Source organism: Streptomyces zagrosensis (assembly GCF_014203645.1).
Lineage (GTDB): Bacteria > Actinomycetota > Actinomycetes > Streptomycetales > Streptomycetaceae > Streptomyces > Streptomyces zagrosensis.
Genome location: NZ_JACHJL010000001.1, coordinates 198,179 through 223,717 on the forward strand (window position 1 = coordinate 198,179; position 25,539 = coordinate 223,717).

General features: G+C 69.5%; 25 protein-coding genes. 13 read left to right on the top strand and 12 right to left on the bottom strand.

Annotated features, from left to right (window positions below; genetic code table 11):
- Positions 1-13 precede the first annotated feature (13 nt).
- Together FHS42_RS00855 and FHS42_RS00860 are read right to left on the bottom strand one after the other, a co-directional pair.
- Positions 14-955 (bottom strand): ACP S-malonyltransferase, encoded by a 942-nt coding sequence (locus tag FHS42_RS00855; protein WP_184568533.1) that lies wholly within the window; start codon positions 953-955, stop codon positions 14-16.
- Between the two features lie 95 nt (positions 956-1,050).
- On the bottom strand, positions 1,051-2,229 hold the full coding sequence (locus FHS42_RS00860; protein WP_184568534.1) for a PucR family transcriptional regulator: 1,179 nt from the start codon (positions 2,227-2,229) through the stop codon (positions 1,051-1,053).
- 70 nt (positions 2,230-2,299) lie between these two features.
- Here FHS42_RS00860 and FHS42_RS00865 point away from each other — a divergent pair, with 70 nt between their 5' ends.
- Positions 2,300-2,971: a pirin family protein gene (locus FHS42_RS00865; RefSeq protein ID WP_184568535.1), complete on the top strand. Its 672-nt coding sequence runs from the start codon at positions 2,300-2,302 to the stop codon at positions 2,969-2,971.
- A 107-nt stretch (positions 2,972-3,078) separates the two neighbouring features.
- Positions 3,079-3,639: a GNAT family N-acetyltransferase gene (locus FHS42_RS00870; protein WP_184569007.1), complete on the top strand. Its 561-nt coding sequence runs from the start codon at positions 3,079-3,081 to the stop codon at positions 3,637-3,639.
- A 59-nt stretch (positions 3,640-3,698) separates the two neighbouring features.
- On the opposite strand, the gene FHS42_RS00875 is transcribed toward FHS42_RS00870, so the two are convergent.
- Entirely contained in the window at positions 3,699-4,517 is an 819-nt protein-coding gene (locus tag FHS42_RS00875; RefSeq protein WP_184568536.1) for a serine hydrolase domain-containing protein, read from the bottom strand.
- 162 nt (positions 4,518-4,679) lie between these two features.
- On the opposite strand from FHS42_RS00875, the gene FHS42_RS00880 reads away from it, so the two are divergent.
- The 4 genes from FHS42_RS00880 to FHS42_RS00895 all read left to right on the top strand — a co-directional run bounded on the left by FHS42_RS00880 (position 4,680) and on the right by FHS42_RS00895 (position 7,183).
- Positions 4,680-5,150: a MerR family transcriptional regulator gene (locus tag FHS42_RS00880; RefSeq protein WP_184568537.1), complete on the top strand. Its 471-nt coding sequence runs from the start codon at positions 4,680-4,682 to the stop codon at positions 5,148-5,150.
- Positions 5,151-5,156: 6 nt separating this feature from the next.
- A complete protein-coding gene (locus FHS42_RS00885; protein WP_184568538.1) occupies positions 5,157-6,173 on the top strand; it encodes an aldo/keto reductase in 1,017 nt (338 codons plus the stop codon).
- A 375-nt stretch (positions 6,174-6,548) separates the two neighbouring features.
- Positions 6,549-6,764, top strand: a complete 216-nt coding sequence (locus FHS42_RS00890) for a type II toxin-antitoxin system VapB family antitoxin (protein ID WP_184568539.1) — start codon at positions 6,549-6,551, stop codon at positions 6,762-6,764.
- A complete protein-coding gene (locus FHS42_RS00895) occupies positions 6,761-7,183 on the top strand; it encodes a PIN domain nuclease (protein WP_184568540.1) in 423 nt (140 codons plus the stop codon). The genes FHS42_RS00890 and FHS42_RS00895 overlap by 4 nt, the downstream gene beginning before the upstream one ends.
- 54 nt (positions 7,184-7,237) lie before the next feature.
- Here FHS42_RS00895 and FHS42_RS00900 read toward each other — a convergent pair whose 3' ends face one another.
- From FHS42_RS00900 to FHS42_RS00930, 7 genes are all read right to left on the bottom strand, one after another.
- Positions 7,238-8,554, bottom strand: a complete 1,317-nt coding sequence (locus FHS42_RS00900) for an acyltransferase family protein (RefSeq protein ID WP_184568541.1) — start codon at positions 8,552-8,554, stop codon at positions 7,238-7,240.
- On the bottom strand, positions 8,541-9,896 hold the full coding sequence (locus FHS42_RS00905) for an alpha/beta hydrolase (RefSeq protein ID WP_184568542.1): 1,356 nt from the start codon (positions 9,894-9,896) through the stop codon (positions 8,541-8,543). The genes FHS42_RS00900 and FHS42_RS00905 overlap by 14 nt, the downstream gene beginning before the upstream one ends.
- 189 nt (positions 9,897-10,085) lie before the next feature.
- Positions 10,086-10,766 (bottom strand): response regulator, encoded by a 681-nt coding sequence (locus FHS42_RS00910; protein WP_184568543.1) that lies wholly within the window; start codon positions 10,764-10,766, stop codon positions 10,086-10,088.
- Positions 10,767-10,884: 118 nt separating this feature from the next.
- Positions 10,885-12,318, bottom strand: a complete 1,434-nt coding sequence (locus FHS42_RS00915) for a sensor histidine kinase (protein ID WP_184568544.1) — start codon at positions 12,316-12,318, stop codon at positions 10,885-10,887.
- A 178-nt stretch (positions 12,319-12,496) separates the two neighbouring features.
- Complete coding sequence (locus FHS42_RS00920; RefSeq protein WP_184568545.1) at positions 12,497-13,402, bottom strand: DUF4429 domain-containing protein; 906 nt, start codon at positions 13,400-13,402, stop codon at positions 12,497-12,499.
- A gap of 96 nt (positions 13,403-13,498) precedes the next feature.
- Positions 13,499-14,725 (bottom strand): alpha/beta hydrolase, encoded by a 1,227-nt coding sequence (locus tag FHS42_RS00925; protein ID WP_184568546.1) that lies wholly within the window; start codon positions 14,723-14,725, stop codon positions 13,499-13,501.
- Between the two features lie 642 nt (positions 14,726-15,367).
- The gene (locus tag FHS42_RS00930; RefSeq protein ID WP_184569097.1) at positions 15,368-15,589 is read right to left on the bottom strand and encodes a hypothetical protein; all 222 of its coding nucleotides are present in this window, start codon (positions 15,587-15,589) and stop codon (positions 15,368-15,370) included.
- On the opposite strand from FHS42_RS00930, the gene FHS42_RS00935 reads away from it, so the two are divergent.
- Positions 15,570-15,971: a peptidase inhibitor family I36 protein gene (locus FHS42_RS00935; RefSeq protein WP_312866649.1), complete on the top strand. Its 402-nt coding sequence runs from the start codon at positions 15,570-15,572 to the stop codon at positions 15,969-15,971. The two genes, FHS42_RS00930 and FHS42_RS00935, sit on opposite strands and share 20 nt — an antisense overlap.
- 201 nt (positions 15,972-16,172) lie before the next feature.
- On the opposite strand, the gene aceE is transcribed toward FHS42_RS00935, so the two are convergent.
- Positions 16,173-18,920: a pyruvate dehydrogenase (acetyl-transferring), homodimeric type gene (aceE, locus tag FHS42_RS00940; RefSeq protein WP_184568548.1), complete on the bottom strand. Its 2,748-nt coding sequence runs from the start codon at positions 18,918-18,920 to the stop codon at positions 16,173-16,175.
- A gap of 485 nt (positions 18,921-19,405) precedes the next feature.
- Between aceE and FHS42_RS00945 the strand changes: the two genes are divergently transcribed.
- From FHS42_RS00945 to FHS42_RS00970, 6 genes are all read left to right on the top strand, one after another.
- Complete coding sequence (locus tag FHS42_RS00945) at positions 19,406-19,846, top strand: DUF3052 domain-containing protein (RefSeq protein ID WP_184568549.1); 441 nt, start codon at positions 19,406-19,408, stop codon at positions 19,844-19,846.
- 116 nt (positions 19,847-19,962) lie between these two features.
- Positions 19,963-20,421, top strand: coding sequence for a peroxiredoxin (locus tag FHS42_RS00950; RefSeq protein WP_184568550.1), 459 nt, complete (start codon positions 19,963-19,965; stop codon positions 20,419-20,421).
- A 182-nt stretch (positions 20,422-20,603) separates the two neighbouring features.
- Positions 20,604-21,179 carry a TerD family protein gene (locus tag FHS42_RS00955; RefSeq protein ID WP_184568551.1) on the top strand — a complete coding sequence of 192 codons (576 nt, stop codon included), beginning with the start codon at positions 20,604-20,606 and terminating at the stop codon, positions 21,177-21,179.
- A 640-nt stretch (positions 21,180-21,819) separates the two neighbouring features.
- Positions 21,820-22,395 carry a TerD family protein gene (locus tag FHS42_RS00960; protein WP_184568552.1) on the top strand — a complete coding sequence of 192 codons (576 nt, stop codon included), beginning with the start codon at positions 21,820-21,822 and terminating at the stop codon, positions 22,393-22,395.
- A 48-nt stretch (positions 22,396-22,443) separates the two neighbouring features.
- Complete coding sequence (locus tag FHS42_RS00965; protein ID WP_184568553.1) at positions 22,444-23,589, top strand: DUF475 domain-containing protein; 1,146 nt, start codon at positions 22,444-22,446, stop codon at positions 23,587-23,589.
- A 105-nt stretch (positions 23,590-23,694) separates the two neighbouring features.
- Positions 23,695-24,426, top strand: a complete 732-nt coding sequence (locus FHS42_RS00970; protein WP_184568554.1) for a TerD family protein — start codon at positions 23,695-23,697, stop codon at positions 24,424-24,426.
- A gap of 67 nt (positions 24,427-24,493) precedes the next feature.
- On the opposite strand, the gene FHS42_RS00975 is transcribed toward FHS42_RS00970, so the two are convergent.
- Positions 24,494-25,522: a TerD family protein gene (locus FHS42_RS00975; protein ID WP_184568555.1), complete on the bottom strand. Its 1,029-nt coding sequence runs from the start codon at positions 25,520-25,522 to the stop codon at positions 24,494-24,496.
- Positions 25,523-25,539 lie beyond the last annotated feature (17 nt).

Below are 25,539 nucleotides of genomic sequence, written 5' to 3' on the forward strand. Positions count from 1 at the left end.
GCTCTGGGGACTCCTATTCGGCCGGGACAGCGTGCTCGGCGATCAGCGTGCGGGCCGCTTCGAGGTGGTCCGGGGTCTTCAGCGCGAGGTGCTTCACGCCGGGCAGCGCGCGCTTGGCCAGCCCGGTGAGGGCGCCGCCGGGCGCCACCTCGATGAGCGCGGTGACGCCGAGCTCACTGAAGGTTTCCATGCACAGGTCCCAGCGCACGGGGCTGGCCACCTGGCCGACCAGCCGGTCGATGACGTCCGTGCCGGACATCACGAGCTGGCCGTCCTTGTTGGACACGTACCGGGTGTGCGGGGCGGCGGGCGTCAGCTCCGCCACCGCGGCCTCAAGGGCCGCGACCGCGGGGGCCATGTGCTGGGTGTGGAAGGCGCCGGCCACCTTGAGCGCGACGACCTTGCGGGTGCCTTCCGGCTTGTCCGCGGCGAGCGCGGCGAGCTGCTCGACGGTGCCGGCGGCCACGATCTGGCCCGCGCCGTTCACGTTCGCCGGGGTCAGGCCGAGCTTCTCCAGGTGCGGGAGGACCACATCCGGGTCACCACCCAGGAGCGCGGCCATGCCGGTCTGCGTCACGGCGGCGGCCTCGGCCATGGCAAGGCCGCGCGTGCGGACCAGCCGCAGGGCGGCCTCATCCGACAACACGCCGGTCAACGCGGCAGCGGCCAGCTCACCCACGCTGTGGCCACCGGCGGCGCCCACCTGGGCGGTGAAGTCATCCGCGGTCGGGAACAACTGTCGCGCCGAGACGAGCGCGGCGGCCACGAGCAGCGGCTGGGCCACGGCAGTGTCCCGGATCTCGTCCTCATCGGCCTTCGTGCCGTAGTGGATCAGGTCCAGGTCAAGGTCGGCGGACCAAGCACGAAGCTGGTCTTCGACACCAGGGAGGTCGAGCCAGGGGGTCAGGAAGCCGGGCGTCTGAGCGCCTTGGCCGGGAGCGACGAGTACGAGCACTCTCACACTCTCTCTTGTGAGGGGTCCCTCCCGCCCGTGGGGACAGGGACGAAGAACCGACGAGGGAATTGTGGGCCTTCCACAAACCCGTGAACTCAGACTCCGGCGTCCGCTAGCCGCCCCAGAATCAGGGCGATGCGGAGTGTGAACGCGGACCGCACATCAGACGGCGACCATCCGGTGACGTCGGTCACACGTCGCAGCCGGTAGCGCACGGTGTTGGGATGGACAAACAGCATTCGAGCGGCGCCTTCCAGGCTGCTTGCCTGCTCCAGGTAAACGCTCAGCGTTTCCAGGAGCGCCGAGCCCGCCTCGCTCAGCGGTCTGTAGATCTCCTCCACTAGCTGTTCACGGGCGGCAGGGTCTCCGGCCATCGCTCGTTCGGGCAGGAGATCGTCTGCCAGGACCGGCCGCGGAGCGTCGGGCCAGGCCGCGCTCGCCCGCAGCCCGGCAGCCGCCGCGGCGGCCGAGCGGGTCGCCGACAGCAGGTCGTTGACCACAGGACCGGCGACGACGGGACCGGCGGCGAAGGGGCCGATGAGCGACTTGGCCGTCTGGAGCGGATTGTCCGAGCCGCCCGCGATGACCACGAGCCGCTCGCCGAGCACCCCGGTCAACACCTGCACCTTGGCGTGTCGGGCGGCGCGCCGAATGGCCTCAACCGTCAACTCGCTGTTGCCGCTGGGCGCCTTACCGAGCACCACGCACACCGACTCCGGCGCGGTCCAGCCCAGCGCCGCGGCCCGGGACAGCGCGCCCTCGTCCGCCTCTCCGGAGAGCACCGCGTTCACCACGAGCGACTCAAGCCGGGCGTCCCACGCGCCCCTGGCCTCGGCAGCCTGGGCGTACACCTGGGCGGTCGCGAACGCGATCTCTCGCGCATACACCAGGACCGCCTCGCGCAGCACCAGTTCGTCACCGGGCGCCGCCACCTCGTCGATGGCCGATTCCATGACCTCGATGGTCGTCCTGACCATTTCCACGGTCTGCCGCAGCGTGATCGCCCGCGTCAGCTCGCGCGGCGCGGTGCCGAACACATCGGTGCTGATCGCCTGCGGGGTCTCCGGATGCCGGAACCACTCGGTGAACGCCGCGATACCGGCCTGTGCGACCAGACCGATCCACGAACGGTTCTCGGGTGGCATCGCCCGATACCACGGGAGTTGCTCGTCCATGCGGGCGATGGCCACCGCCGCGAGCTTGCCAGAGGACTTCTCCAGTCTGCGGAGGGTGGCGGGATGCGGATGCGGAGTGGCGGATGCGGGTTCAGGCACGAGCACAAGCCTGCCTTATCGGGTGAGGTACACGGGGGCACGGGGTCCCGGCAGGGGCTACCGTGGGCCGATGACGTGGGTACAAAGGGCTGGTGAGCGCTACCGAGGCGGCGTGGAGCAGGGCATGGAAACCTGGCACGCGTTCTCCTTCTCGGGCTTTTACGACCCAGACAATGTGCGGTTCGGACTGCTTGCGGCGTGCAACGAGGAGCACCTCGCGCCCGGGGCCGGATTCGACGAGCATCCACACCGCGACCTGGAAATCGTCACCTGGGTGATCGAGGGAGAGCTCACCCACGAGGACTCCACCGGGCACCGGACGGTTGTCCGACCAGGCGATGTGCAGCGGCTCAGCGCCGGTAGCGGCGTACGGCACACCGAGCGGAACGCGGGGGCGCACCCGCTGCGCTTCGTGCAGATGTGGCTGACGCCCGGCACCTGGGGCGGTGAACCCGAGTACGAGGTGGTGCGCGGCATCGCCGACGCTACCCCGTACGCGCTGGAGCGCACCGAGGCGGTGCTGCACCCGCGCCGCCTCGTGGACGGCGAGCACACGGAGTTGCCCGACGCGCCGTCGCTCTACCTCCACGTGGTACGCGGCGGGGTACGCCTGGCGGGCGAGACGCTCGGCCCGGGGGATGCCGCGCGGCTCTCTGAGCGTCCCGGCGTGCGGGCCACGGCGGTGGGCGACACGGAGTTCTTGGTGTGGGAGATGCACGCGGAGCCCCACTACGGCTACTAGGGCTGCTGGTGGCGCCCGTGCGAAGATCCCTGCACGGGGTGCACCGGTGGCGACCGCAGAAGGTCGAGAGGTTGAGGGCGCACTGGCTTCGACTGCAAAGGGCGATGATGTACGCGATATCCCTGGGCGACGACGGCGCGGAGCTGCGCCCGCTGGAGCCTTGGCAGGCCGGGGACTTCCTGGCACACGTGAACCGGGGACGGGAGTTCATCGGGCAGCACAACGGGTTGCCCGACATCATCACGGACCTGGCATCGAGCCGGGCATTCCTCCAGACGTACGCGGAAAAGAGTGCGGCCGACACCGGGCGGATCTACGGGATCTGGACCCAGGACACGCTGGTCGGCGCGGTCATCTTCCGGACGCTGAACGTCGCGCAGGGCGCCGCCGAAGCGGGCTGCTGGCTGGAGCCAGCGGCGGTGGGCAAGGGCCTGGTGACCCGGGCCGTGCGGACGATCATCGACTGGGCCGTCGAGGAGCGGGGCATCCACCGCGTGGAGTGGTGGGTCTCAGCGGAGAACGAACCCAGCATCGCGGTGGCCCGGCGCCTGGGAATGACGCGAGACGGCGTGCTGCGGGAGAGCTACCTGTACCGCGGGAAGCGGCACGACCAGGAGATCTGGTCCGTACTCGCGCCGGAGTGGCGGGCGGCCAAGGCGACGTCCTGAGCGCTGACGCGGTGCGCGCGCAGCGCGCAGATCGAACCGGTGGCGGCGTGCCGTTGCCGTCAGGCCCGCGCCAACTCGGCGAGTACCGCGTCCGTCAGGGTGGGCCACGCCTCGATCGCCCAGGGTCCGAACGCCCGGTCCGTCAGCGCCACGCACGCCGCACCGGCCGCCGGATCGACCCACAGGAACGTCCCGGACTGCCCGAAGTGGCCGTAGGTGCGCGGCGAGGACGCCGAGCCCGTCCAGTGTGGCGACTTCGCGGCGCGGATCTCGAAGCCGAGCCCCCAGTCGTTGGGCTTTTGGTTCCCGTAGCCGGGCAGTACGCCGCTCAGCCCCGGAAACTCCACCGTGGTCGCCTCGGCGAGGAACTGCCGGGCCACCAGGCGCGGGCTTTGCAGCTCCGCGGCGAAGGCGATCAAATCGTCCACCGTGGACACCGCGTCCTTGGCCGGCGAGCCGGCCAGTTCGCTGCTTGCCATGCCGAGCGGCTCGAACACCGCCTGCCGCACATATTCGGGGAACGGGATGTCCGTGGCCTTGGCAATGTGGTTGCCGAGCGTCTCGAAGCCCGCGTTGGAGTAGATGCGGCGCTCGCCAGGCCCGGCCATCGTGCGGTGCTCGTCAAAGGTCAGGCCCGAGGCGTGCGCCAACAGGTGCCGAATGGTGGACCCGGCAGGCCCGGCCTCCTCGTCCAACTCGACCGCACCCTCCTCGATGGCGACCAACGCCGCGTACGCCACCAGCGGTTTGGTTACCGACGCGAGCGGGAAACGGTCGCGAATTGGGCCGTACGATCCGGCCACCGTGCCATCGGCGCGTACGACGGCAATCGCCGCCGAGGGGACCGGCCAGTTCTCGATCATCCGCAAGCTCTCCATGACGGCGAGCCTACGACCCGGCCGGTGGAGCCGGATGGCGAGGCCCTGACCGGCCGGGCCTGCCGAGTCACATGGCCGCCACAACGCGCTTGCTTGGAGTGCACTCCAACTCTCTAGCGTTGAGGACGTCGCGAGGGAACGAACCTGCGAAGGGTGAACGGCATGACCGTGATGGACAGCGCACAAGCCGAGTTGACGGCCAGCACGGCGGCGCCGATGTGTATGGGGCCCGTGGTGCACCCGCGACCAGCCGGCCGTGACCAGTACACGATCAGTGAGGTGGTCACCACGACCGGGCTGAGCGCGCACACCCTGCGCTGGTACGAACGGATCGGCCTGATGCCGCACGTGGACCGGTCGCACACCGGCCAGCGCCGCTACAGCAACCGTGATCTCGACTGGCTCGACCTGGTCGGCAAGCTGCGACTGACCGGCATGCCGGTGGCGGACATGGTCCGCTACGCGGAACTGGTCCGCGCAGGTGAGCACACCTTCCCCGAACGCGAAGAACTGCTGACCGCGCACCGGGAGGACGTACGGCAGCGGATTACCGAATTGCAGAGCACCCTCGCGGTCCTCGACTTCAAGATCGACATCTACGCTGACGCCTATAGGGCGTCGGAGAGGGCCTGAACCGCCATGAGCAACGAGAAGATCGCGGCCGTCAGCCTCGGCATAGACGGCCCCCAGGTCGGCGTGCAGGGCCTTGGCTGCATGGGCATGACCCACGCGTACGGGCCCACGGACGAGGCCGAGGCGAGGGCCACCTTGGAGCACGCCCTGGAGCTGGGCGTCACGCTCCTCGACACGGCCGACATGTACGGCTTCGGCCGCAACGAGGAGTTCATCGCGCCCTTCGTCAAGGCGCACCGGGACGAGATCACGCTGGCCACCAAGTTCGCGATCGTACGGCGCGAGGACGACCCCTCGTACCAGGAGATCCGCAACGACCGCCCGTACATCCGGCAGTCCATCGAGGGCAGCCTGCAACGGCTCGGCGTGGACCACATCGACCTCTACTACATGCACCGCCGCAACCTCGACGTGCCGATCGAGGAGACCGTGGGCGCCATGGCCGAACTCGTCACCGAGGGCAAGGTCAAGCAGCTCGGCCTCAGCGAGGTCTCCGGCGGCGAGCTGCGCGCCGCGCACAGCGTGCACCCCATCGCCGCGGTGCAGTCCGAGTGGTCGCTGTTCAGCCGGGACGTCGAGGACGGGGTGGTGGACGCGGCGAAGGACCTGGGCGTCACCTTCGTCCCGTACTCGCCGCTCGGCCGCGGCTTTCTCACCGGCTCGTTCGTCAACGCCGAACAGGAACTGGCCAGCGACGACTGGCGGCGCACCCAGCCCCGTTTCACCGGCGACAACGCATCGGCGAACGCGGCGCTCCTGGAGCCGGTACGCACCATCGCCGCGGCCCGCGGCGTGACGCTGGCCCAGGTCGCGCTGGCCTGGGTGCAGCAGCGGGCCGCGGTGCACGGCCTGGCCGTGGTGCCGATCCCCGGCACCCGCAAGCGCACCCGCCTGGACGAGAACGTCGCCGCCACCCGGCTCACCCTCGACGCCGCCGAACTGGCCGCCCTTGAGCCGATCGCCGGCCAGGTCACGGGCGGGCGCTACGCCGACATGAGCTTCACAGCGGTGGGCCGGGAGTAGCGGGGGCGCCGCGGGCGCGGAGCGGTGGCGCGGGCCTGACGGAGCGGGCCCGAAGGAGCGGGGCCTTGATGGGGCGGGGCCTTGATGGGGCGCGCCGGCCGGGCTTCGGCGCCGGGCTCCCTTTGTCGGCGCACGCTCAGCGAGCGTGTCGGGGCAACGTCTCTTGGGAGTGAACCCGTCGTGTGCGCCGCCTAGTTGGACAGCCGTAGGACCCGACCGCTCGGTGGTCGGGTCCTACGGCGTTCCGGCGTCGGAGCAGTCGCGCCGCGGTGGCGGTACGAAAAACGAAGGCACCGCCAGCCGGCGCACGGGCCGACACGGCGGAGAACCAGGTAATATATACAGTGTTCCATTCTTGATATCCGGAGGCGCATAATGAGTCGGACCGTTATCGATCTGGACGACGACCTGGTCGCCGACGTGGCGAAAGCTCTCGGGACGGGCACCAAGAAGGAAACGGTCAACACTGCCCTGCGCGAGGTCCTGGAGAACCGGCGCCGCGCCCTGGCCCTCACTCGGCTCCGCGCCGCAGCCAATGAGGGCGCTTTCGACCTGGAGCTCTTCGAGGACAAGAAGAACTACCGCCGGTGAACGCGGCCCAGTTTCTGATCGATACCAGTGCGCTAGCGGGCTTCCTGCGGGGGGACGCGGAACGGTACGGCTGGGACCAGGCGGCGGCGGCCGGGCTGATCGCCACCTGCCCGATCACTGACCTTGAGTTCTTCTACAGTTCCCGGTCAACCGCCGATCGGAAGCGTGGCATCGAGGACATGCGGTCGATCTTCGGCTGGGTCCCCGTCGATGACCGCGCCTACGATCGGGCCTGGCGGGTTCAGGAGGCCCTTACCCAGCAGGGCAAGCACCGCAGCGCAGGCGCGGTGGATCTCGTCGTCGCTGCGACGGCCGAATTGCAGGGGCTCACTCTTCTCCATCGTGACCATGACTTCGAGTGCATCGCTGCCGTGACCGGCCAACCCTTGCAGTGGTACGGCCCCAGGGGCGGTGTGTAGGCCGGTGGGGAAGGCGGAGCCGGGGAACGTCGGTGCGAGCTCGCCCGCGGCCCGTCATGAGCGGGCGCACCTACTCACTCCGCCAGGCTCACTCCCGCTCTGAGCAGCGGACACCGGGCGAGAGACCGGCCCCCGCTCGAACTGCCGCGCCCATCGCACCAGCACCACCAACAGCCCCCCGAACACCGGCAGCCAGGCGCACCGCAGGAGCAGCCACCCCGGCGAGTCCGGTGCGCCCACCAGGCCCGGGACCTCGCCCAGGTGGGCGGCGGGGAGCGCCAGTGCTAGCGGCGCGCACTGGTGCCAGCACAGCACCGTCAGCGCGGACACATTGATCAGCGCCACCGGGGCCCATAGCACCGGCCGCCGCAACAGGCGGGCCAGCGGCCCGCGCAGCAATACCGCCGCACCGCACTGCGTGGCGGCCAGCGCGACCACGAGCAGCGACGGCGGATGCGAGTTGGTCCTGGCCTCGCCGGGCACGCCGACCATGCTCGCCGGATAGCCGCACCAGGTGACCAGCGCCACGAACAGCACCCCGCCGCCGACCAGGAGCAGCCAGGCCCCACCTCGACGCAGGCGCCCGCGCCCCCAGGCGACGCCGAGTTGGTAGCCGAACAGCCAGCCGGGCAGCACGTTGAGCAGCCCGATCGCGGGTGGCACGGCATCCGCGTACGGCCCGTACCGCAGCACATCCACGGCGGCGACGCAGCACAGCAGGGGCGCCGCCGACCAGGCGCCGGCGCGGCGGACGGCGCGGTCGCAGTACGGGGTGAGCGCGGTGAGGGCCGCGTACACGACCACGAACCACAGGGGTTGCGCGACGAGCGTGACGGCTGTCCGCAGGGTGTCGCCCGGCACGCCCACCGTGTGCAGCTCGGGCACCAAGACCGCCCACGCGACGCCGACCGCGCCCACCGGCCGCCCGAGCCGCACCAACCGGGCCCGCACCCAGGCGCCGGTCTCCACGCCACGGCCGGCGGCCCGGCGCCAGGACCGTACGGAGGCGTACCCGCCCACCAGGAAGAAGAGTCCGAGAAGTTGGAACACCCAGCTCAGCGGCGCCAGTTGGCCAAGCGAGGCCAGCGGGCTCGCCGTGTCCAGCGCGCCACCTTCGCCCCGGGTGAGCCCGCCGAGTAGCCAGTGCCCGATGACGACGGCGACGAGCGCGATGGCCCGCAACCCGTCGATGGCCCGGTCCCGATCGGTGGGGGTGCGCGCGTCGATGCGGCGGGCGGTGCGGCCGGCGGCGCCGAGAAGGCCACCGGGGAACGCGTGGAGGCCGCCGCCCGGGGCTTCGTCGAGGCCGCCCGGGACTTCGGGCCGCTGCCGGGCCGAGAACTGCCGCGCACCCGGATCAGACCAGGTCATCGGCGCACTTCCGGGCTTCGGCCGCGGCGCTGTCGGACTCCACCGCGCAGCGGACCGAACCGAAGTCCCCGAGTGTGACGCGGGCGAAGTTACGCAGCGACTCCGTGCCCGGCGCGAAGTAGCCCGCGTGCCCATCGACGCGCGCCGTGGACAGCCGCCGGGCACCGAAGTCACTGGCGGCGGGGTCCGCGCCGTGGCCCAGGCCGAGCAGCTCGATGTGCGGCACCTTCCCGATCCAGTCGGAGCCGTCCTTGGCCGCCCAGACCCGCGCATCCGCCCGCAACCCGGCCACGCTGCCCGCCCGGGTGCCCGGGCTGCCGAGGACCACCAGGTCAGATGCGTCGGGGCCGATCCGGTGCGCTGCGAGCCCGCAGACCACCGAGCCGTAGCTGTGGCAGAGCACGGTGGGCGGCGCGGCAGGCGCTCCCTCGGCGGCGGCGAGCCCGGCCAGGAACCGGTCGAGCCGCGGCGCGCCCGCCCCCGCCAACCGCCCTGTCGCGGCGTCCAGACCAAGGCCGACCGGTGTGGAGTAGCCGGTCCAGGAGATGACGGCGGTGCCGGTGTGGGGGGCCTGCCGGACGAGTTCGGAGCGCAGCGACGTCGCCATGCCCACCGGAGTCGCGTACGCCGTGTCGTCGGCTACGCCCGGATGGTCACTGCCCCCGCCGTCCCTCCTGTCGCCAGGGCTCTTGGGCATCTCCTCGGCGTACGAGCCGAGGTCGATGTCGGAGCCCGGCACGATCACGGCCGTGCGGCGGGCGCTGGTCAGATCCCCGTACACCTCCGCGATCTGGCCGCGGTCGCGCGGGTCGAACGCGAGGATGTGCCGGCCGTTGGCCAGGAGCGCGCCGTAGTGATCGGCCCGGTCGCGGGCCTGAGCGCGGGTTTGCGAGCTCAGCGCCGAGTCGGTGGCACGCGCGAGTTCCGCTCGGCGCTCGGCCGCCAGCGCCCGGGCGTTGGCCGCGTACCGCAACGCCACCGGCGCGCCATCCAGATTGCCGACGATCAGCGGATGCCGCTGGGCCAGCGTGCGCCGCTCGGGCGCGTCCAAGCTGGCGAAGAAGCGGGCGACGGCGCCGGGCGAAGCGGTCGCCGGGTCGGGCAGCGTGCGCTCCAGCACATCATCGGCGCGCCAGGACGCGGCACCCGGCGGCGGTCCGGTGATGGCGGGCTGCTCGTGGGCGACGGCCCAGCCCGCCGTGCCGGTGACGGCGGTGACGGCGAGGGCGGCGGCCACCAGGGCCCGCTGGCCGCGCCCGAGGCCGCGGTCGCGCCGGCGCGCGCCCCATCGAGGTCGCCGGGCCTGCTGCCGCTGCTGGCTGTGCGGCCCGAGCTGAGCCATGGTCGCTTACTCCCTCGTCCGGTGGCCTGCCTGCGTGGCGGCCTGGCGGAGGGAAAGTAAGAAGCGAACGGGTAGCGGTACATCACGCTACGGAGCCAACCTGCGGGTGGCTCCGGGGTACTGCGGGGTGCTACTGGAGTAGGGGGTCGTCCGGATGTGCGCAGGTCAGCGAGTCAGCCCGGGTGGGCGCTAGGGTGCGTCGCCCGGTGCGACCAGACCCGATTCGTACGCGAAGATCACCGCCTGCGCACGGTCTCGCAGCCCGAGCTTGGCGAGCACCCGGCCGATGTGGGTCTTCACGGTCTGCTCCGCGAGGATCAGCGAGGCGGCGATCTCCGAGTTCGACAGGCCCCGGGCTATCAGTTCCAACACCTCGGTCTCGCGAGGTGTGAGGCCCTTCAGCCGAAGCTGTGGGTCGCGGCGCGGGGCGGGGCGCTGCCGAGCGAAGTCGGCGATCAGACGGCGGGTCACCGATGGCGCGAGCAGCGCCTCGCCCGCCGCGACGACTCGTACCGCCGAGATGAGGTCGGCGGGCGGCGCGTCCTTGAGGAGAAAGCCGCTGGCGCCCGCGCGTAGTGCCTCGTACACGTAGTCGTCCACGTCGAATGTGGTGAGCATCAGCACCTTCGGCCGGTGGATCACCCCGGGCGGCGGCGAGAGGAGGTGCCGGGCCGCCTCCAAACCGTCCATCTCGGGCATCCGGACGTCCATGAGCACCACATCGGGATGGGTGGTGCGGCTGACCTCGACCCCCTGCCGTCCGTCCGGCGCCTCGCCGACGACGTCGATGTCGCTCTGCGCGGCGAGCAGCGCGGCGAAGCCCGCCCGCACCATGGCCTGATCGTCAACGATGATCACCCGAGTGGTCATGGGTTCGTGGGGCCTTTCTTGGCTGCTCTTGTCTGCGCATCGTGTTCGCGAATCTTCGCTACGGGCCTTCGCCGCGGGGCTGCACGAAAAGGCCTCACCACGGCGACGTACCCGGGAACTAGCTCTCTGGCGTCCCCGAGGACGCATCCGGGGCGTTGGCAGTTGCCCCGGTGGCACTGTCGTGCCCCGACTCCGGCGGATCGAGCGGTAGCCGCGCCGCCACCCGGAACCCGCCATCGGGCAGGGGGCCGATGTCCACGGTGCCGCCCACGAGCCGCACGCGTTCGCGCATGCCCACCAGACCATGGCCGGTACCGGTGGTCTCCAGCGGCGCGGAAGCCACCTGGGCGGGAGCGTAATTGATCACCAGCACGCCCAAATGGCTGCCGGTGGTGGTGAGCGAAACGCGGGTGGTGGCGCCCGGCGCGTGCCGTACGACGTTGGCCAGCGCCTCCTGCACAATCCGGTACGCGGAGAGCTCCACGGCCGGGGAGAGCAGGCCGAGCCTGGTGACGGCGTCGGAGATGTCCCACTCCACCGGCACCCCGGCCCGCAGCGTCGCCTCCACGAGCTGCGGCACCCGGGCGAGCCCAGGCTGCGGGGCGCGCTCGGGGTCCCCGGCGCCGTCCCCACCACCGTCGCTGCGCAACACGCCGAGCAGCCGCCGCATCTCGGTGAGCGACTCGCGGGCGGTGGCCGCGATGGTGCCGAACTCCTCGCTGGCCCGCGGGGGCAGTCCCTCGATGCGATACGGGGCGCTGTCCGCCTGCACCGTGATCACCGACATATGGTGCGCCACCACGTCATGGAGCTCGCGGGCGATGCGGGCCCGTTCCTCAAGGAGCGTGCGGCGGGCGCGTTCCGCCTCGCTGATGGTCTCGACCTCGGCCAGTCGCCGCTGGACGTCGTGGCGTTCGCGCAGCGTGCCGCCGAGTAGCAGCAGCACGCCGCTCAGGACGAAGAGCAGTACGGGGGAGCCGTCGCTACGGTCCTGCGAGATCAGCTCGAAGAGGGTCCCGGCAGCCCCGGTCAGCAGCCAGATGGTGGCGAGCGTGCGCCGCCGCTCACGCAGCCCGAGGAAGAGCGAAAGCGGGAGGTAGCCGATGATCACCATCGGGGTCCACGGCCACGACCGATATTCGTTCGGCGCCACCGACAGCAGCGTGAACCCGCCCACGACGTCGGCGAGGAAGATGATCCACCACGCCTGGAGCGGCCGGTTCACGGCGAGCAGCAACGGCGCCACCTGCGCGGTGGCCAGCAGGACCGAAACGGCCGGATGCAGCCCGTAGTCCGCGGTGAGCCCCGTGCCGGTGACCGGCAGCAAGATCGCGGTGAGGACGAAGACGAAGAAGTACGGCAACCGACGCGACCAGCGCCGCGCGCTGTGGGCAAGCGGCGGCGGCTTCGCCGGGGTGGTCAGATCGTGCGCGACGTCGCGCGCCACCCGGCGCAGGGCCTGCGCCGCTTTGTGGCGCAGCGCTGCCGGCGCGCCGCTACTCGGCGGCGGCGATGCGGATGCCGGGGGCACTCCCGGCGGCACTGAGGGCATGACGGGCCCAGCGTATGGCCTGACCGGCGGCGGAGCGGTGCCGCAGGGGGTGCCCCGAGCGTGGGCGTGAGTGTGGGCTGGGTGGGTGGCGCGTGGGGGCGTGGCGGGAACGACCGAGGCGGGCGGGGGGCTGCGGGGCGCGCCCACCGCAAGGGTGTCGGGCGCGCCGCGCACGCGGTCACAGCTCCGCCAGGAGCTCCGTCTTCTTCGCCGTGAACTCATCATCCGTGAGCAGCCCCGCCTGATGGAGCTCGCCCAGGTGCCGGATGCGGTCGGCGATGTGGCCGGGATCGGGCCGGGCGGAGATCTGCTGGTTGTCCACCGGGCCCGTACCCGAGGCGCCATGCTGGCGCAGACCGGCGAGGCCGCTGGCGGGCGAGGAGGTGCGTACCGCCTCAAGGACGGCCGCCGCGAACGGCAGCGAGTCATGCACCAGGCCGTAACCCATGCCGAAGACGACGGCGGCCGGGTTCTGGTCGGCCGCGCCCGGTTCGGCGCCCTCCGCACCGCGCGCCACGAGCCGCAGATGCCCGTTGAATACCTCGGGCGACCGCCACTCCACCCCCGTGAGCTCCCCGACCTGAAAGCGCTGGTCACCCGCCTTCCACTTGGCGGAGGACGCACCCGTCCAAAACCACCGAAAGGCGACCGACGAGCCGTCGAAGGACGCCTTGCCGTCGTACGCCTTGAAGGCCATCGGCGCGGTAGGCGCCGCCACCACGTAGGCGTCGGCGGGCGTCTTGGCCTCGGGGCCGAGCGCGGCCCGTATCTCCTCCGCGTAGTACTCGGCGAGGGTCTCCCGCTCGGCGGGCAGCACCAACCGGTACGGGTCGCAGCCTTCCTTGAGCTGTCCGTCCGCCGCGTCCATCAGCGGATCGGCGCCGGGCCTTGGCACCGCGCGCAATACCACCGTTCCGCGCTTGCCAGGCGTCAGCTCGACTCCTGCCAACGCCTCGTAGGGGATGCGACGTTCGCCGAGAGCCTGGAGCAGCTTCGGCGTACGAATCCCCCGTTCGAAGCGGATGAGCACGGAGTCGGCGTTGAACTCCCAGACCGTGTGAAAACCGGTCAGCACATCACCCATGTGGCTCATCGTATGTTGCGGTCGCCCGCCCGTCCCCCTTTGGTGCGCTACGCGCGTCAAACCTCTGTTTGGCTATCTTTGCGTCTTCCCCCGCGGTCAGGCCAGGCCCGCGGTGCACGCATCACCGCCCCCGCAGCTCACCGACGTGAGCGCGCCCACTCCGACCTTGGCGAAGTTGGCGAGGCTCGCCGTCCCCGGCTCGAAGTATCCCGCGTGTCCGATGGCCCCGTCAGCGGACAGCACCCGAGCACCGAAGTCGGACGAGACCGGGTCGGCCCCGTGCCCCAGTCCGCCGACGTCGAGGTGCGGCACGTCGGCGATCCAGTCGCCGCGGTCCCGCATGGCCCAAATACGTGCCGATGTGCCCAGGTCAAAGGCGTGCTCGGCGCGCATTCCGGGGCTGCCCGAAACGGCGATGTCGGTGACTTCACGCGGCAGGTCGTCGGCGGCGACCCCACACACCACGGAGCCATAGCTGTGGCAGAACAGCGCGACCTTGGCGTCGGCGCGGTTCGGTAGCCCGCTGAGTGTGGCGCGCAGCCGGTCGGCGCCGTCCCCTGCGCGACCGCCGGTGACGGCGTCCATGCCGATGCCGGCCGGGCTGGTGTAGTCGGCCCAGGCGATCACGGCGGTTTTCGTCTGGGGGCTCGCGGTCCGCTCGGCGGCGTAGAGCGTACGAGCCATGCCGACCGGCGCACGGTTGGGCTGGCGGGTTCGCTCGAACGTCAAGAGGTCGGTGTCCACACCGGGTACCACGACCGACACCCGCTTCGCGGTTTCCAGCTGGCCGAACACCTCGGCAGCTCGTCCCGAACCCGATGGGTTGAAGGCGAGGATCTGCCGACCGCCACTCAGCAGCGACTCGAAGCGGTGCATGCGGCGCTCCGCCTCGTGTCGCCCGTACGGCGTGAGCCGGCTGTCGTGCATGCGCTCGCGCTCCACTAGCCGGGCCTCGTTGAGCGCCAGCCGGTTGGCCTGGTAGCGCACCGACACCGGGGCGCCGTTGAGGTTGCCCACGGCGAGCGAATAGCGCCGGGCCAGGTGGGCGAGCTGGGAGCCGGTCAGCGAGTCGAAGAACCGTGTCAACCGGTGCGGCGGGGAGTCCGCGTCCGGGAGCTGCCGCCCGCCGATGGTCCCCTTCCCCCAGGCGGCCAGCGAGGCGCTCAGCGGGTCAGGGGCGGCCCTGAGCTGGCGAACCGCGGACCAGCCGGTGGTGGCGAGCAGCACGAAAACCACGGCCAGCGCGAGCAACGTGCGCCAGGTCGTGGCCGTGCAAGCCCATGACAGGGGAGAGGGGGAGCCGAGCTCCGAAAAAGAAGTCACCGCGGACCACCCTAGGAGAAGCAGGCCGGCGGTCGCCAAAACGGGTGGGCCATCTCACGTTTAAATCAGGACAATTGAGTGCAGGATATGAGGTTGGTGTCGCCCTTTTGGTGAGCCCTCATCGTCCGCACGGGTCGCTATTTCTCTGGATTTTGGATTCTGGGGATTTCGTCCGGTTTATCGGATCGGGCGGTCGTGCGCGGTCGTGCTGGGCGCAGCCCATCGTTGCGGTCGCATCGTTCGTGATACGGGGCATCGGGTGTGCGGTGTGTGTCGGGGTCGGGCCGGGGTTGGGCCGGGGTTGGGCCACCCGCGGCGGCTCACATCTGAGTACGGGGCGTCGCCCATTCAGGTGTACGTCGAGGAGTCTTGCCACGCGTCCCGAAGCGGTGCGTAGCGCCCATCGAACCGGCCATGACCTGCCGCTTCGCCCCCTTACCCAACGTCAACATCGCACGTCAACGGCCTCGCCAGGCGTCAGCCGGCGGGGTCGTCCCCTATCTGGGTCGAGTGCGAGGACTGCTCTTGGCGGGCCACCCGCCGGGCCAGCAGGCTGCGGTCACAGGGAGTCGCACCGCAGGGCAGACATCTGCTGGCCGCGATGGTCACGGCTCCCCGGGGCGGGCCGCAGCGGCCCGCGCCTCAACCCAGCACACGGGGAGTGACAGCGATGCGTACGACGACGCCCACGACCGCACCACCCACCGCGCCACCCATCACGCTGCCCAGCGCGCCACCCATCAGGCCGCCCAGCGCAGCGGCTCCGCCGACGCGTACCAGCGCGCGGGCCACCACGGCACGTGCCACTGCCACGGCGCGTGCCAGGACCATGCGCGTCACCGCCGTGAGAACACTCACGGTCATCGCGGCGATGGGGGCGCTGGCGGCCACGACGACGGCCCTGACGCCGCCACCGGCCACTGCACAGCAGCCCGCCGTTACCCAGGCCACGGGGCGGCTCGGGGACTGTGCGGCGGGTCAGCTCTGTCTGTGGGGGCGGGCGAACTTCACGGGGCCGCGCCACATCCACGAGCTGTCGAACACCGACATCGAGAGCTGTGTCCCGCTGGCCGCAGGCGCCAAGGCTGCCTCGCTGGCGAACCGTACGGGGCGCCCGGTCACGACGTACCAAAGCGCCGAATGCGGCGAGACGGGCGAGTACGACACCTATCCGGGCAAGGGCAGCGGCTCCTGGCTGCCGCAGTCGCCCTACCAGATCCGGGCCATCAAAATCTGGGAGCGCTGACCACCTCGCGGCCAGCCGCCCGTAAGCAAGCGGCTGTCAGCGAGAGCCCGTCAGCGAGAGCCCGTAAGCCAGCGCCCATAAGTAAGCGCCGCCGACAAACGGGCCGCCGGCAAGCGAAAGGCCCGGCTCGCCGGGTGCGGGCCGCCTCTCAAGGCAGCACCACCCCGCGAGCGCGGGCCATTCGCCGATCTGACTCAGCGCCTACGCATCGCCGCCGGCAGCCCCCGGGTCGGCCGCGGTCGCGTCCAGCAGTTGGTAGCGGTCAATGGCCTGCTTGAGGGCGGACCGATCGACCTTCCCCTCCTGGGCGAGCTCCGTGAGCACGCCGAGGACGATCGACTGGGCGTCGATGTTGAAGAAGCGGCGGGCCGCTCCCCGCGTGTCGGCGAAGCCGAAGCCGTCCGCGCCGAGCGACTGGTACCGGCCCGGGACCCAACGGGCGATCTGGTCGGGCACCGCGCGCATCCAGTCGGACACGGCCACGAACGGACCCTGCGCGCCGGAGAGCTTGGTCGTCACGTACGGGACGCGCTGCTCCTCCTCCGGGTGCAGCAGGTTGTACTCCTCGACCTCGATCGCGTCGCGGCGCAACTCGTTCCAGGAAGTCGCCGACCAGACGTCCGCTGTGACGTTCCACTCGTCGGCCAGGATCTGCTGGGCTTCAAGCGCCCACGGCACCGCCACGCCGGAGGCGAGGATCTGCGCCGGAATGGCGCCCTTGTCGCCGCTTTTGACGCGGTAGACGCCCTTGAGGATGCCCTCGACGTCCACGTCGGCGGGCTCCGCCGGGTGTTGGATCGGCTCGTTGTAGACGGTGAGGTAGTAGAAGACGTCCTCGCCCGGCTGGCCATCGGCGGTCTCGCCGTACATCCGGCGCAGACCGTCCTGCACGATGTGCGCGATCTCGTACCCGTACGCCGGGTCGTACGCCACACACGCCGGGTTCGTCGAGGCCAGCAGGTGCGAGTGGCCATCGGCGTGCTGAAGGCCCTCACCGGTCAGCGTCGTGCGGCCAGCGGTCGCGCCGAGTACGAAACCGCGGGCGAGCTGGTCGGCCATCTGCCAGAACTGGTCACCGGTGCGCTGGAACCCGAACATCGAGTAGAAGACGTAGACCGGGATCAGCGGCTCGCCGTGCGTGGCGTACGCCGAGCCCGCCGCGATCAGCGACGCCGTACAGCCCGCTTCGGAGATGCCGTCGTGCAGCATCTGGCCGGTCGGAGACTCCTTGTACGCGAGCAGCAGATCGCGGTCGACGGACTCGTACTGCTGGCCCAGCGGGTTGTAGATCTTGGCGGACGGGAAGAACGCGTCCATGCCGAACGTGCGGTACTCGTCGGGGGCGATCAGCACGAAGCGCTTGCCGATCTCCTTGTCCCGCATCAGGTCCTTCAGCACCCGCACGAACGCCATGGTGGTGGCGATCGACTGCTGGCCCGAGCCCTTCTTGGCCGCCGCGTACAGTTTGTCCGCCGGCAGCGGCAGCGGCTTCGCGCGCACGATGCGGGTCGGCACATAGCCACCCAGCGACTTGCGGCGGTCGTGCATGTACTGGATTTCTTCGGAGTCCCGGCCCGGGTGGTAGTACGGGGGCAGGCCCGACTCCAGCTCCTTGTCCGCGATCGGCAGGTGCAACCGGTCACGGAAGCGCTTGAGGTCCTCGACCGTCAGCTTCTTCATCTGGTGGGTCGCGTTGCGGCCCTCGAAGTTGGGGCCAAGCGTCCAGCCCTTGACGGTCTGCGCCAGGATCACGGTGGGCTGGCCCTTATGCTCCTTGGCCGCCTCGTACGCCGCGTAGATCTTCTTGTGGTCGTGACCGCCGCGGCCCAGGTGCAGGATCTGGTCGTCGGTCATGTTCTCGACCATGGCGCGCAACCGCTGGTCGTCACCGAAGAAGTGCTGGCGAATGTAGGAACCGGTCTCGGTCGCGTACGTCTGGAACTGACCGTCCGGGGTCGTGTTCAGCTTGTTGACCAGCACGCCGTCCCGGTCCTGCGCGAGCAGCGGGTCCCAGCTCCGGTCCCACACCAGCTTGATCACATTCCACCCGGCGCCGCGGAACTGCGACTCCAGTTCCTGCATGACCTTGCCGTTGCCACGCACCGGGCCGTCGAGCCGCTGGAGGTTGCAGTTGACGACGAAGGTCAGGTTGTCCAGGTTTTCCCGGGCGGCGATGGAGAGCTGACCGAGTGACTCGGGCTCATCCATCTCGCCGTCGCCGAGGTAGGCCCACACGTGCGACGTGGAGGTGTCGGCGATGCCACGGGCCTCCATGTAGCGGTTCATCCGGGCCTGGTAGATCGCACCGAGTGGGCCAAGGCCCATCGAGACGGTCGGGAACTCCCAAAAGTCCGGCATCAGCCGCGGGTGCGGGTAGCTGGAGAGGCCGTAGGGGGCCTTGGACTTCTCCTGCCGGAAGGCGTCGAGGTGGTGCTCGTTCAGCCGGTCCAGGAGAAAGGCGCGGGCGTAGATGCCGGGCGAAGCGTGGCCCTGAAAGAAGATCTGGTCTCCGCCGTCGCCCGCGTCCTTGCCCCGGAAGAAGTGGTTGAAGCCCACGTCGTAGAGAGAAGCCGAGGAAGCGAAGGTGGCGATGTGGCCGCCGACGCCGATGCCGGGGCGCTGCGCGCGGGAGACCATGACGGCCGCGTTCCAACGGGTCGCGTTCAGGACCTTGCGCTCGATCTCCTCGTTGCCGGGGAAGAACGGCTCGTCCTTGGTCGCGATGGTGTTGACGTAGTCCGTGCTGCGCATCTCGGGCACGGCAACCCGCTTTTCGCGGGCCCGCTCGATCAGGCGGAGCATCAGATAGCGGGCGCGTTCCCGGCCTCGCTCATCGACGGCTGCGTCGAGCGAGTCGAGCCATTCCTGGGTCTCTTCGGGATCGAAGTCCGGGACCTGGCTGGGAAGGCCGCCAATGATGATCGGGTTGCGATCTGATCCGGAAGCCACGCTGTTCCTTCGCTGTTCTGTCGTGTCGTGCTCGGCACGTGAGTGCTGCTGCGCACGCGGTCTTCAATCTGTCCCTGCAATCGCGCCGTCTTCCATCGTGTACCGCGGTGAGCGAGTACGTCATCTCTACCCGGTGGTAACCACCACAGGATGAGACGGGCGCTGCGGGACCCGTCGGCGAGCGACGGCCAAATGGCAACCCTACGCCCACTATGGAAGTCCTTTGTGTACGGCTGTGTGTGACCGATACGGCCCCGAATGCCGTAGCGTCGGGAAAGAACTTCGCAAGCCGGACATAAGGCTGTGTTGTGAATCACTTGCACCACTGGCGTCGGGATGTGAGTTGCGGCGAGTCGTCAACGTTTGGGCGGGATCGACAGCCGGGTACTTGCGCGAACCGCCCGGCACGTGTGGACTACGCCCAATGCCCCGCGTACGCGCGAGGCGATCAAGACAATTTCTCGCAGAATGACAGGAGGCAATCCGTGAGCGCGACCGCGGACCACGCGGAGGAGCGGACCAACCCGGCCGCCAGGCTGGGTTTCGAGCCCGGGCAGGTGGTCCAGGAGATCGGCTTCGACGACGACGTGGAGCAGGAGCTGCGTGAGGGCATCGAGGAGCTCACCGGCACCGAGCTAGTCGACGAGGATTACGGCGACGTGGCCGATGCCGTGGTGCTGTGGTTCCGAGAGGACGACGGCGACCTGACCGACGCGCTCGTGGACGCCACCACCATGATCGACGAAGGTGCCCCGGTCTGGCTGATGACCCCGAAGACCGGTCGCGATGGGTACGTGGAGCCCAGCGACATCGGTGAGGCGGCGACGACCGCCGGTCTGTCCCAGACCAAGAGCATTAGCGCCGCGAAGGACTGGAGCGGCAGCCGCCTAGTCACCCCGAAGTCCGCTCGCTCTAGCAAGCGTTGAACCGCCGATAGCCTCGGCCTGAGGCTGCGTAGAGCCCCCATCCGACGACGGTCGGGCGGGGGCTCTACGCGTAGGGTGGACGCGTTCTGTTGAGCTTCTTCGAAGGGATGTCTCCCATGGCTGTAGAGGTCGGTACGAAGGCCCCGGAATTCACGTTGAAGAACCAGCATGGCGAGCAGGTCACGCTCTCCGAATTCCGCGGTGAGAAGAACGTCGTGCTGCTCTTCTACCCGTTCGCCTTCACCGGTGTGTGCACCGGAGAGCTGTGCGCGCTCCGCGATGAGCTGCCCACGTTCGTCAATGACGATGTGCAGCTTCTTGCGGTCTCCAATGACTCGCCCTTCAGCCTGCGCGTCTTCGCCGAGCAGGAGAACCTTGAGTACCCGCTGCTGTCCGACTTCTGGCCGCACGGCGAGGTCTCTCGGGCCTATGGCGTCTTTGACGAGGAGAAGGGCTGCGCGGTACGTGGCACCTTTGTGATCGACAAGGAGGGCGTGGTGCGCTGGTCGGTCGTCAATGGGCTGCCGGACGCCCGTGATCTCAACGACTACGCGAAGGCACTTGAGGCGCTCTAAGCAGATCGACGCGCCCCGACGCGGCCGGGCGGGGCCCGCGGATCAGGCGCGACACCTCCACCGGGCGACGCACGGTCGTACCGCTAGGAGGGAACCGCTCACTAGGATCAAAACGTTGATCCGATGGCAACCGTATGACGGGGGCACGATGTGCTCCTGACGAAACTCACCAGGGAGGACTCGTGGGAGTCAGCCTCAGCAAGGGCGGCAACGTCTCGCTGACCAAGGAAGCCCCTAACCTGACCGCCGTGATCGTCGGTCTTGGCTGGGACGCCCGTACGACCACGGGCAATGACTTCGACCTCGACGCCAGCGCGCTGCTGGCCAACGCCGAGGGCAAGGTCACCAATGACTCGAACTTCGTCTTCTTCAACAACCTGAAGAGCCCCGACGGCTCCGTCGAGCACACCGGTGACAACATCACCGGTGAGGGCGAGGGCGACGACGAGCAGATCAAGGTCAACCTCGCCGGTGTTCCGGCCGATGTTGAGAAGATCGTTTTCCCGGTCTCGATCTACGACGCCGAGACCCGCCAGCAGAGCTTCGGCCAGGTGCGCAACGCGTTCATCCGCGTCGTCAACCAGGCCGACAACGTCGAGCTGGCCCGCTACGACCTGAGCGAGGACGCCTCGACCGAGACCGCGATGGTCTTCGGCGAGCTGTACCGCAACGGTGCCGAGTGGAAGTTCCGGGCCATTGGCCAGGGATACGCCTCGGGCCTACGGGGCATCGCGCAGGACTTTGGCGTCAAGGTCTGAGCGAGGTTCTCAAGGACCCGGAGCTCAGGGCTTCGGGGCTCGGGGCTTTCAGGGCCCAGGGCCCGAGGGGCCAGGACTTCAGGGTCCAGGACCTTGGTGTCCAGAGCTTTAGGGCCTCGGCGTCTGAGCCGTAGCGCCTTGCCGTAGCGCATCCGGCGCCGCACACCCCGGCCTTCTGGCGCGGGGCCCGACTCAACCCGGGAGTGCGGCGCCGGATGCGGTGGTACGGCTCGGTACGGGCGTACGCCGGCGCGTAGCCCCCGTACCCCAAGCTTGCGGGCCCGTACACCAGGCTGCGGGCCGCGTGCGGCACACAACCACGCTCCAGTTCGGAGCGCGGCACGCACCATGCGCCGCCCGCTCGCCACATCCGGCGCAGCGATCGCGGGGCGCTGGCACGCTGGGCGCGATCGTCGGGCGTGGTGCGAGCGGGCCCGGCGCGGTGCGGGCCCGGTGCGGAAATGTCGCGGTGCATCGGTCTAGCGGGCCCGCGAAACGAGCAGAACGAGCAGAACAAGCAATATGAGCAGTGCTGGCATGGCCAGCAGGGCGTGCACAGTATGAGGCGTGCAGTACGAGCAGTGCAGTGGTGCAGCGCGAGCCGTACGAAGCGCCGTGACACCGGGGAGGACACGAAAACATGGGCGTAACGCTTGCCAAGGGAGGCAACGTCTCCCTCTCGAAGGCCGCGCCGAATCTCACACAGGTGCTCGTGGGGCTCGGCTGGGACGCACGCTCCACCACCGGCGCGCCGTTCGACCTCGACGCCAGCGCGTTGCTGTGCCACTCGGGCAGGGTGCTCGGCGACGAGTTCTTCATCTTCTACAACAACCTCAAGAGCCCCGAGGGCTCCGTCGAGCACACCGGTGACAACCTCACCGGCGAGGGCGACGGCGATGATGAGTCGCTGATCTTGGACCTCGCCAAGGTGCCGGCCGAGGTTGACAAGATTATTTTTCCGGTCTCCATTCATGACGCGGACGCCAGAGGACAGAGCTTCGGACAGGTCAGCAACGCGTTCATCCGCGTGGTCAACCAGGCAGACGGCAGCGAGTTGGCCCGTTACGACCTGAGCGAGGACGCCTCCAGCGAAACGGCGATGATCTTCGGCGAGGTTTACCGATACGGCGGGGAGTGGAAGTTCCGGGCAGTCGGTCAGGGGTACGCGTCGGGTCTGCGAGGTATCGCTCTAGACTTCGGGGTCAACGTTTCGTAAAACCGCGCACGAGGCGCGGGGGACCCCTCACACATGATTGGGTGGCCAGTGCTCCTGAGAACCTTCGGCTGGTCCTTCGGCGTCACCGCCGCGGGACTCGCCTGTGCCGCGATCTTCTGGGGCTGGGAGGCGTTCGCGATTGTCGCGATCCTCTCCCTCCTGGAGATCTCGCTGTCCTTCGACAACGCGGTCGTCAATGCCGGCGTGCTGAAGAAGATGAACGCCTTCTGGCAGAAAATCTTCCTCAGCATCGGCATCATCATCGCCGTCTTCGGCATGCGGCTGGTCTTCCCCGTCGTCATCGTCGCTGTCACCGCCCAGCTCGGGCCCATCGAGGCCGTCGAGCTGGCGATGAACGATGCCGACAAGTACGAGCAGCTGGTGACGGACGCGCATCCGGCCATCGCTTCCTTTGGCGGCATGTTCCTGCTCATGATCTTCCTCGACTTCATCTTCGGGGAGCGTGAGCACAAGTGGATCGGCTGGCTGGAGCGCCCGCTGTCGCGGCTCGGCAAGATCGACGGGCTCTCGATCTGCGTGGCCCTCATCGTGCTGCTGGTCGCCGCCACCACCTGGGCCGAAACGGCCGCGCAACACGGCGGCGGACATGTGGACAAGGCGGCGACGGTGATGCTGTCCGGCATCGCCGGCCTGATCACGTATCTGATCGTCGGGGGGCTCTCCAGCCACTTCGAGAACAAGCTCGAAGAAGAGGAGGAGCGCGAACACGAGGCGGAGGAAGAGGCCAAGAAGAAGGGCAAGGAGCCGACCATGGTCGGCCTTGCGGGCAAGGCCGCGTTCTTCATGTTCCTCTACCTTGAGGTGCTGGACGCGTCCTTCTCCTTCGACGGCGTGATCGGCGCCTTCGCGGTCACCAACCACATCTTCTGGATGGCGCTCGGCCTCGGCATCGGTGCCATGTACGTCAGGTCGCTCACGGTGTACCTGGTCCGGCAGGGCACCCTGGACGACTACGTTTACCTGGAGCACGGTGCGCACTACGCGATCGGCGCACTCGCCGCGCTGCTGATGATCACCATCAAGTGGCACATCCACGAGCTGATCACCGGTCTCATCGGCATCGCGCTGATCGCCGGCTCGTTCTGGTCATCCGTCGCCCGCAACCGCCGCATCGCGGCGGAGGGTGGCGCGGGTGGCTCGAACGAGAAGTCCGAGGTCACCTCCGGAGTGTGACCCGGGCCAGGATGCGGAACGCTTCTACGGGGCGGGCCGCGAGGTTGCACCTCGCGGCCCGCCCCGCGAAGTTGCGTGACGTCGTCGGACATGGGGGTGGGAGCGATGCCGTTCTGGGACGGCTGGGGACGTGGAGCGGGACAGAATTTCGATAGCGGTGGCGCCTCTGGGGCCGTCGAGCTGACCAAGCGGCATTCGAGCGTCTCGCTGACCAAGCAAGGCGCTGCGACCGGCAACCTCCGGGTCAACCTTTCCTGGCGGATGCGTACCTCCGACTTCAACAGCAAACCGCGCGGAGGGCTGCTGCGGCATCCGCTCCAGATGTTCAAGCCGGAGATGGTGCAGGCGCAGGGGCCCGCGATGGTCAATGTGGACCTCGACCTGGCATGCATGTACGAACTACAAAACGGCAGCAAGGGCGTGGTGCAGCCGCTGGGCAACTTCTTCGGATCGCTGAACGAGTCGCCCTATGTCCAACTCAGTGGCGACGACCGGTTCGGTTCGGCGTCCGGTGAGACGGTCTATATCAACATGGACCACAAGGACGACTTCAGCCGGTTGTTGATCTTCGTCTACATCTACGACGGCACGCCCGCCTTCGACCGGACGCACGGAGTGGTCACGCTCTACCCGAGCAACGGTCCGCGCATCGAGATCATCCTCGACGAGCGCGCCCCCCAGGCGCGGTCCTGCGCCGTGGTGCTCATAGAGAACGTCAAGGGCGAGATCATCGTGCGGCGCGAGGTGAAGTACGTCTACGGGTTCCAGGCGGAGATCGACCGCTTGTACGGGTGGGGACTTCAGTGGGGCCGGGGCTACAAAAAGGCCAAGGTCTGAGGCGCCAGGCCGGCATCCGGGGCCGTTGGTTCCCCTCGGGTGCGGCCTCGGACGCGGCTTCCGGCGCTCAGTGGCGCCGCTGGAACTGGGGCCCCTGGGGCGGAAGTTGAAAGGCGGGATCGGGCACCGGCACCACTCGCTGCGGGTGCTGCGGGTAGCCATACGCCGGATGCTGCGGATATCCGTAACTGGGCTGCGCAGGCACCGGTGGGTGCTGCGGGTACCCCGCCCACTGGGCGTCGCCCCGCCCCCTTGGCCCGCCTTCGGGGGCGTACGCGGGCGCACTTGCGGGCTGTGGTGGAGCGATCGGAGGGGCGGTCGGCGGCGCCGGCGGAGGCGGCGGGAAGCCGTACCCTGTCGCCGCGCGCTGCGGTGGGGTGGCAGGAGGCCCCGGCGCTGCGGTTGGGCCGCCCGGCGCGGGAGCACCCGTTGGGCCTGGTGCGCCGGTGGCATACGAGGGGCCCGCCGGGATGGTGGCGCCCGTATGGCCCGGTGTGTCGGTGCTGTGCGGGGCCGGCTGCGGGGCGGGCGGCGCAGCGGGCGGTGCTTCGGCCTCGTCCACCGAGATGCCGAACTCCGTGGCCAGGCCCACGAGTCCGGAGTCGTAGCCCTGCCCGAGCGCGCGGAACTTCCAGCGCTCGCCGCGCCGATACAGCTCGCCGCAGATGAGCGCAGTCTCCTCGCCTGTCTCGGCGGTCACGTCGAAGACCGCGATGGGTTCGGTGCCATCGGCTGCCGAGGCGTCGTACAGCCGCAGGCTCAGGTCGCGGACCCGGCCGAACGGGCCGCCATCGGCGGAGGCCGCGAGCACCACCCGGTTCACCCCCGCATCGAGCGGCGCCAAATCGGCCTCGATGGTGTCCGTAAGTCCTTCCGTAAGCCGTTTTTTGGGCAAATGTCGCACCAGCCCCGAAGGGTGCCGCGGCTGGTTGTAGAAGACGAAGTCCTCGTCCGAGCGCACATGGCCGTCACCGGCGAGCAGCAGGGCCGAGGCGTCCACGTCCGGTACGTCCGGCCCTGGTGTCCAGCGCAGCACCGCCCGTACGGCAGTTGCCTCCAGCGGGATGTTCGACCCCTTCGACATCGCGTGCGTCATGGCCGCAATCCTGCCCT

Bases quoted from the DNA above. Each gene is read 5' to 3' on its own strand.
- FHS42_RS00910 (WP_184568543.1), bottom strand. From the start codon at position 10,766: ATGACCACTCGGGTGATCATCGTTGACGATCAGGCCATGGTGCGGGCG.
- FHS42_RS00970 (WP_184568554.1), top strand. From the start codon at position 23,695: ATGCCGTTCTGGGACGGCTGGGGACGTGGAGCGGGACAGAATTTCGAT.
- FHS42_RS00920 (WP_184568545.1), bottom strand. From the start codon at position 13,402: ATGGGTGATGTGCTGACCGGTTTTCACACGGTCTGGGAGTTCAACGCC.
- FHS42_RS00875 (WP_184568536.1), bottom strand. From the start codon at position 4,517: ATGGAGAGCTTGCGGATGATCGAGAACTGGCCGGTCCCCTCGGCGGCG.
- FHS42_RS00865 (WP_184568535.1), top strand. From the start codon at position 2,300: ATGACGTGGGTACAAAGGGCTGGTGAGCGCTACCGAGGCGGCGTGGAG.
- FHS42_RS00885 (WP_184568538.1), top strand. From the start codon at position 5,157: ATGAGCAACGAGAAGATCGCGGCCGTCAGCCTCGGCATAGACGGCCCC.
- FHS42_RS00960 (WP_184568552.1), top strand. From the start codon at position 21,820: ATGGGCGTAACGCTTGCCAAGGGAGGCAACGTCTCCCTCTCGAAGGCC.
- FHS42_RS00880 (WP_184568537.1), top strand. From the start codon at position 4,680: ATGACCGTGATGGACAGCGCACAAGCCGAGTTGACGGCCAGCACGGCG.
- FHS42_RS00915 (WP_184568544.1), bottom strand. From the start codon at position 12,318: ATGCCCTCAGTGCCGCCGGGAGTGCCCCCGGCATCCGCATCGCCGCCG.
- FHS42_RS00905 (WP_184568542.1), bottom strand. From the start codon at position 9,896: ATGGCTCAGCTCGGGCCGCACAGCCAGCAGCGGCAGCAGGCCCGGCGA.
- FHS42_RS00930 (WP_184569097.1), bottom strand. From the start codon at position 15,589: ATGACCGTGAGTGTTCTCACGGCGGTGACGCGCATGGTCCTGGCACGC.
- FHS42_RS00975 (WP_184568555.1), bottom strand. From the start codon at position 25,522: ATGACGCACGCGATGTCGAAGGGGTCGAACATCCCGCTGGAGGCAACT.
- FHS42_RS00890 (WP_184568539.1), top strand. From the start codon at position 6,549: ATGAGTCGGACCGTTATCGATCTGGACGACGACCTGGTCGCCGACGTG.
- FHS42_RS00900 (WP_184568541.1), bottom strand. From the start codon at position 8,554: ATGACCTGGTCTGATCCGGGTGCGCGGCAGTTCTCGGCCCGGCAGCGG.
- FHS42_RS00870 (WP_184569007.1), top strand. From the start codon at position 3,079: ATGTACGCGATATCCCTGGGCGACGACGGCGCGGAGCTGCGCCCGCTG.
- FHS42_RS00950 (WP_184568550.1), top strand. From the start codon at position 19,963: ATGGCTGTAGAGGTCGGTACGAAGGCCCCGGAATTCACGTTGAAGAAC.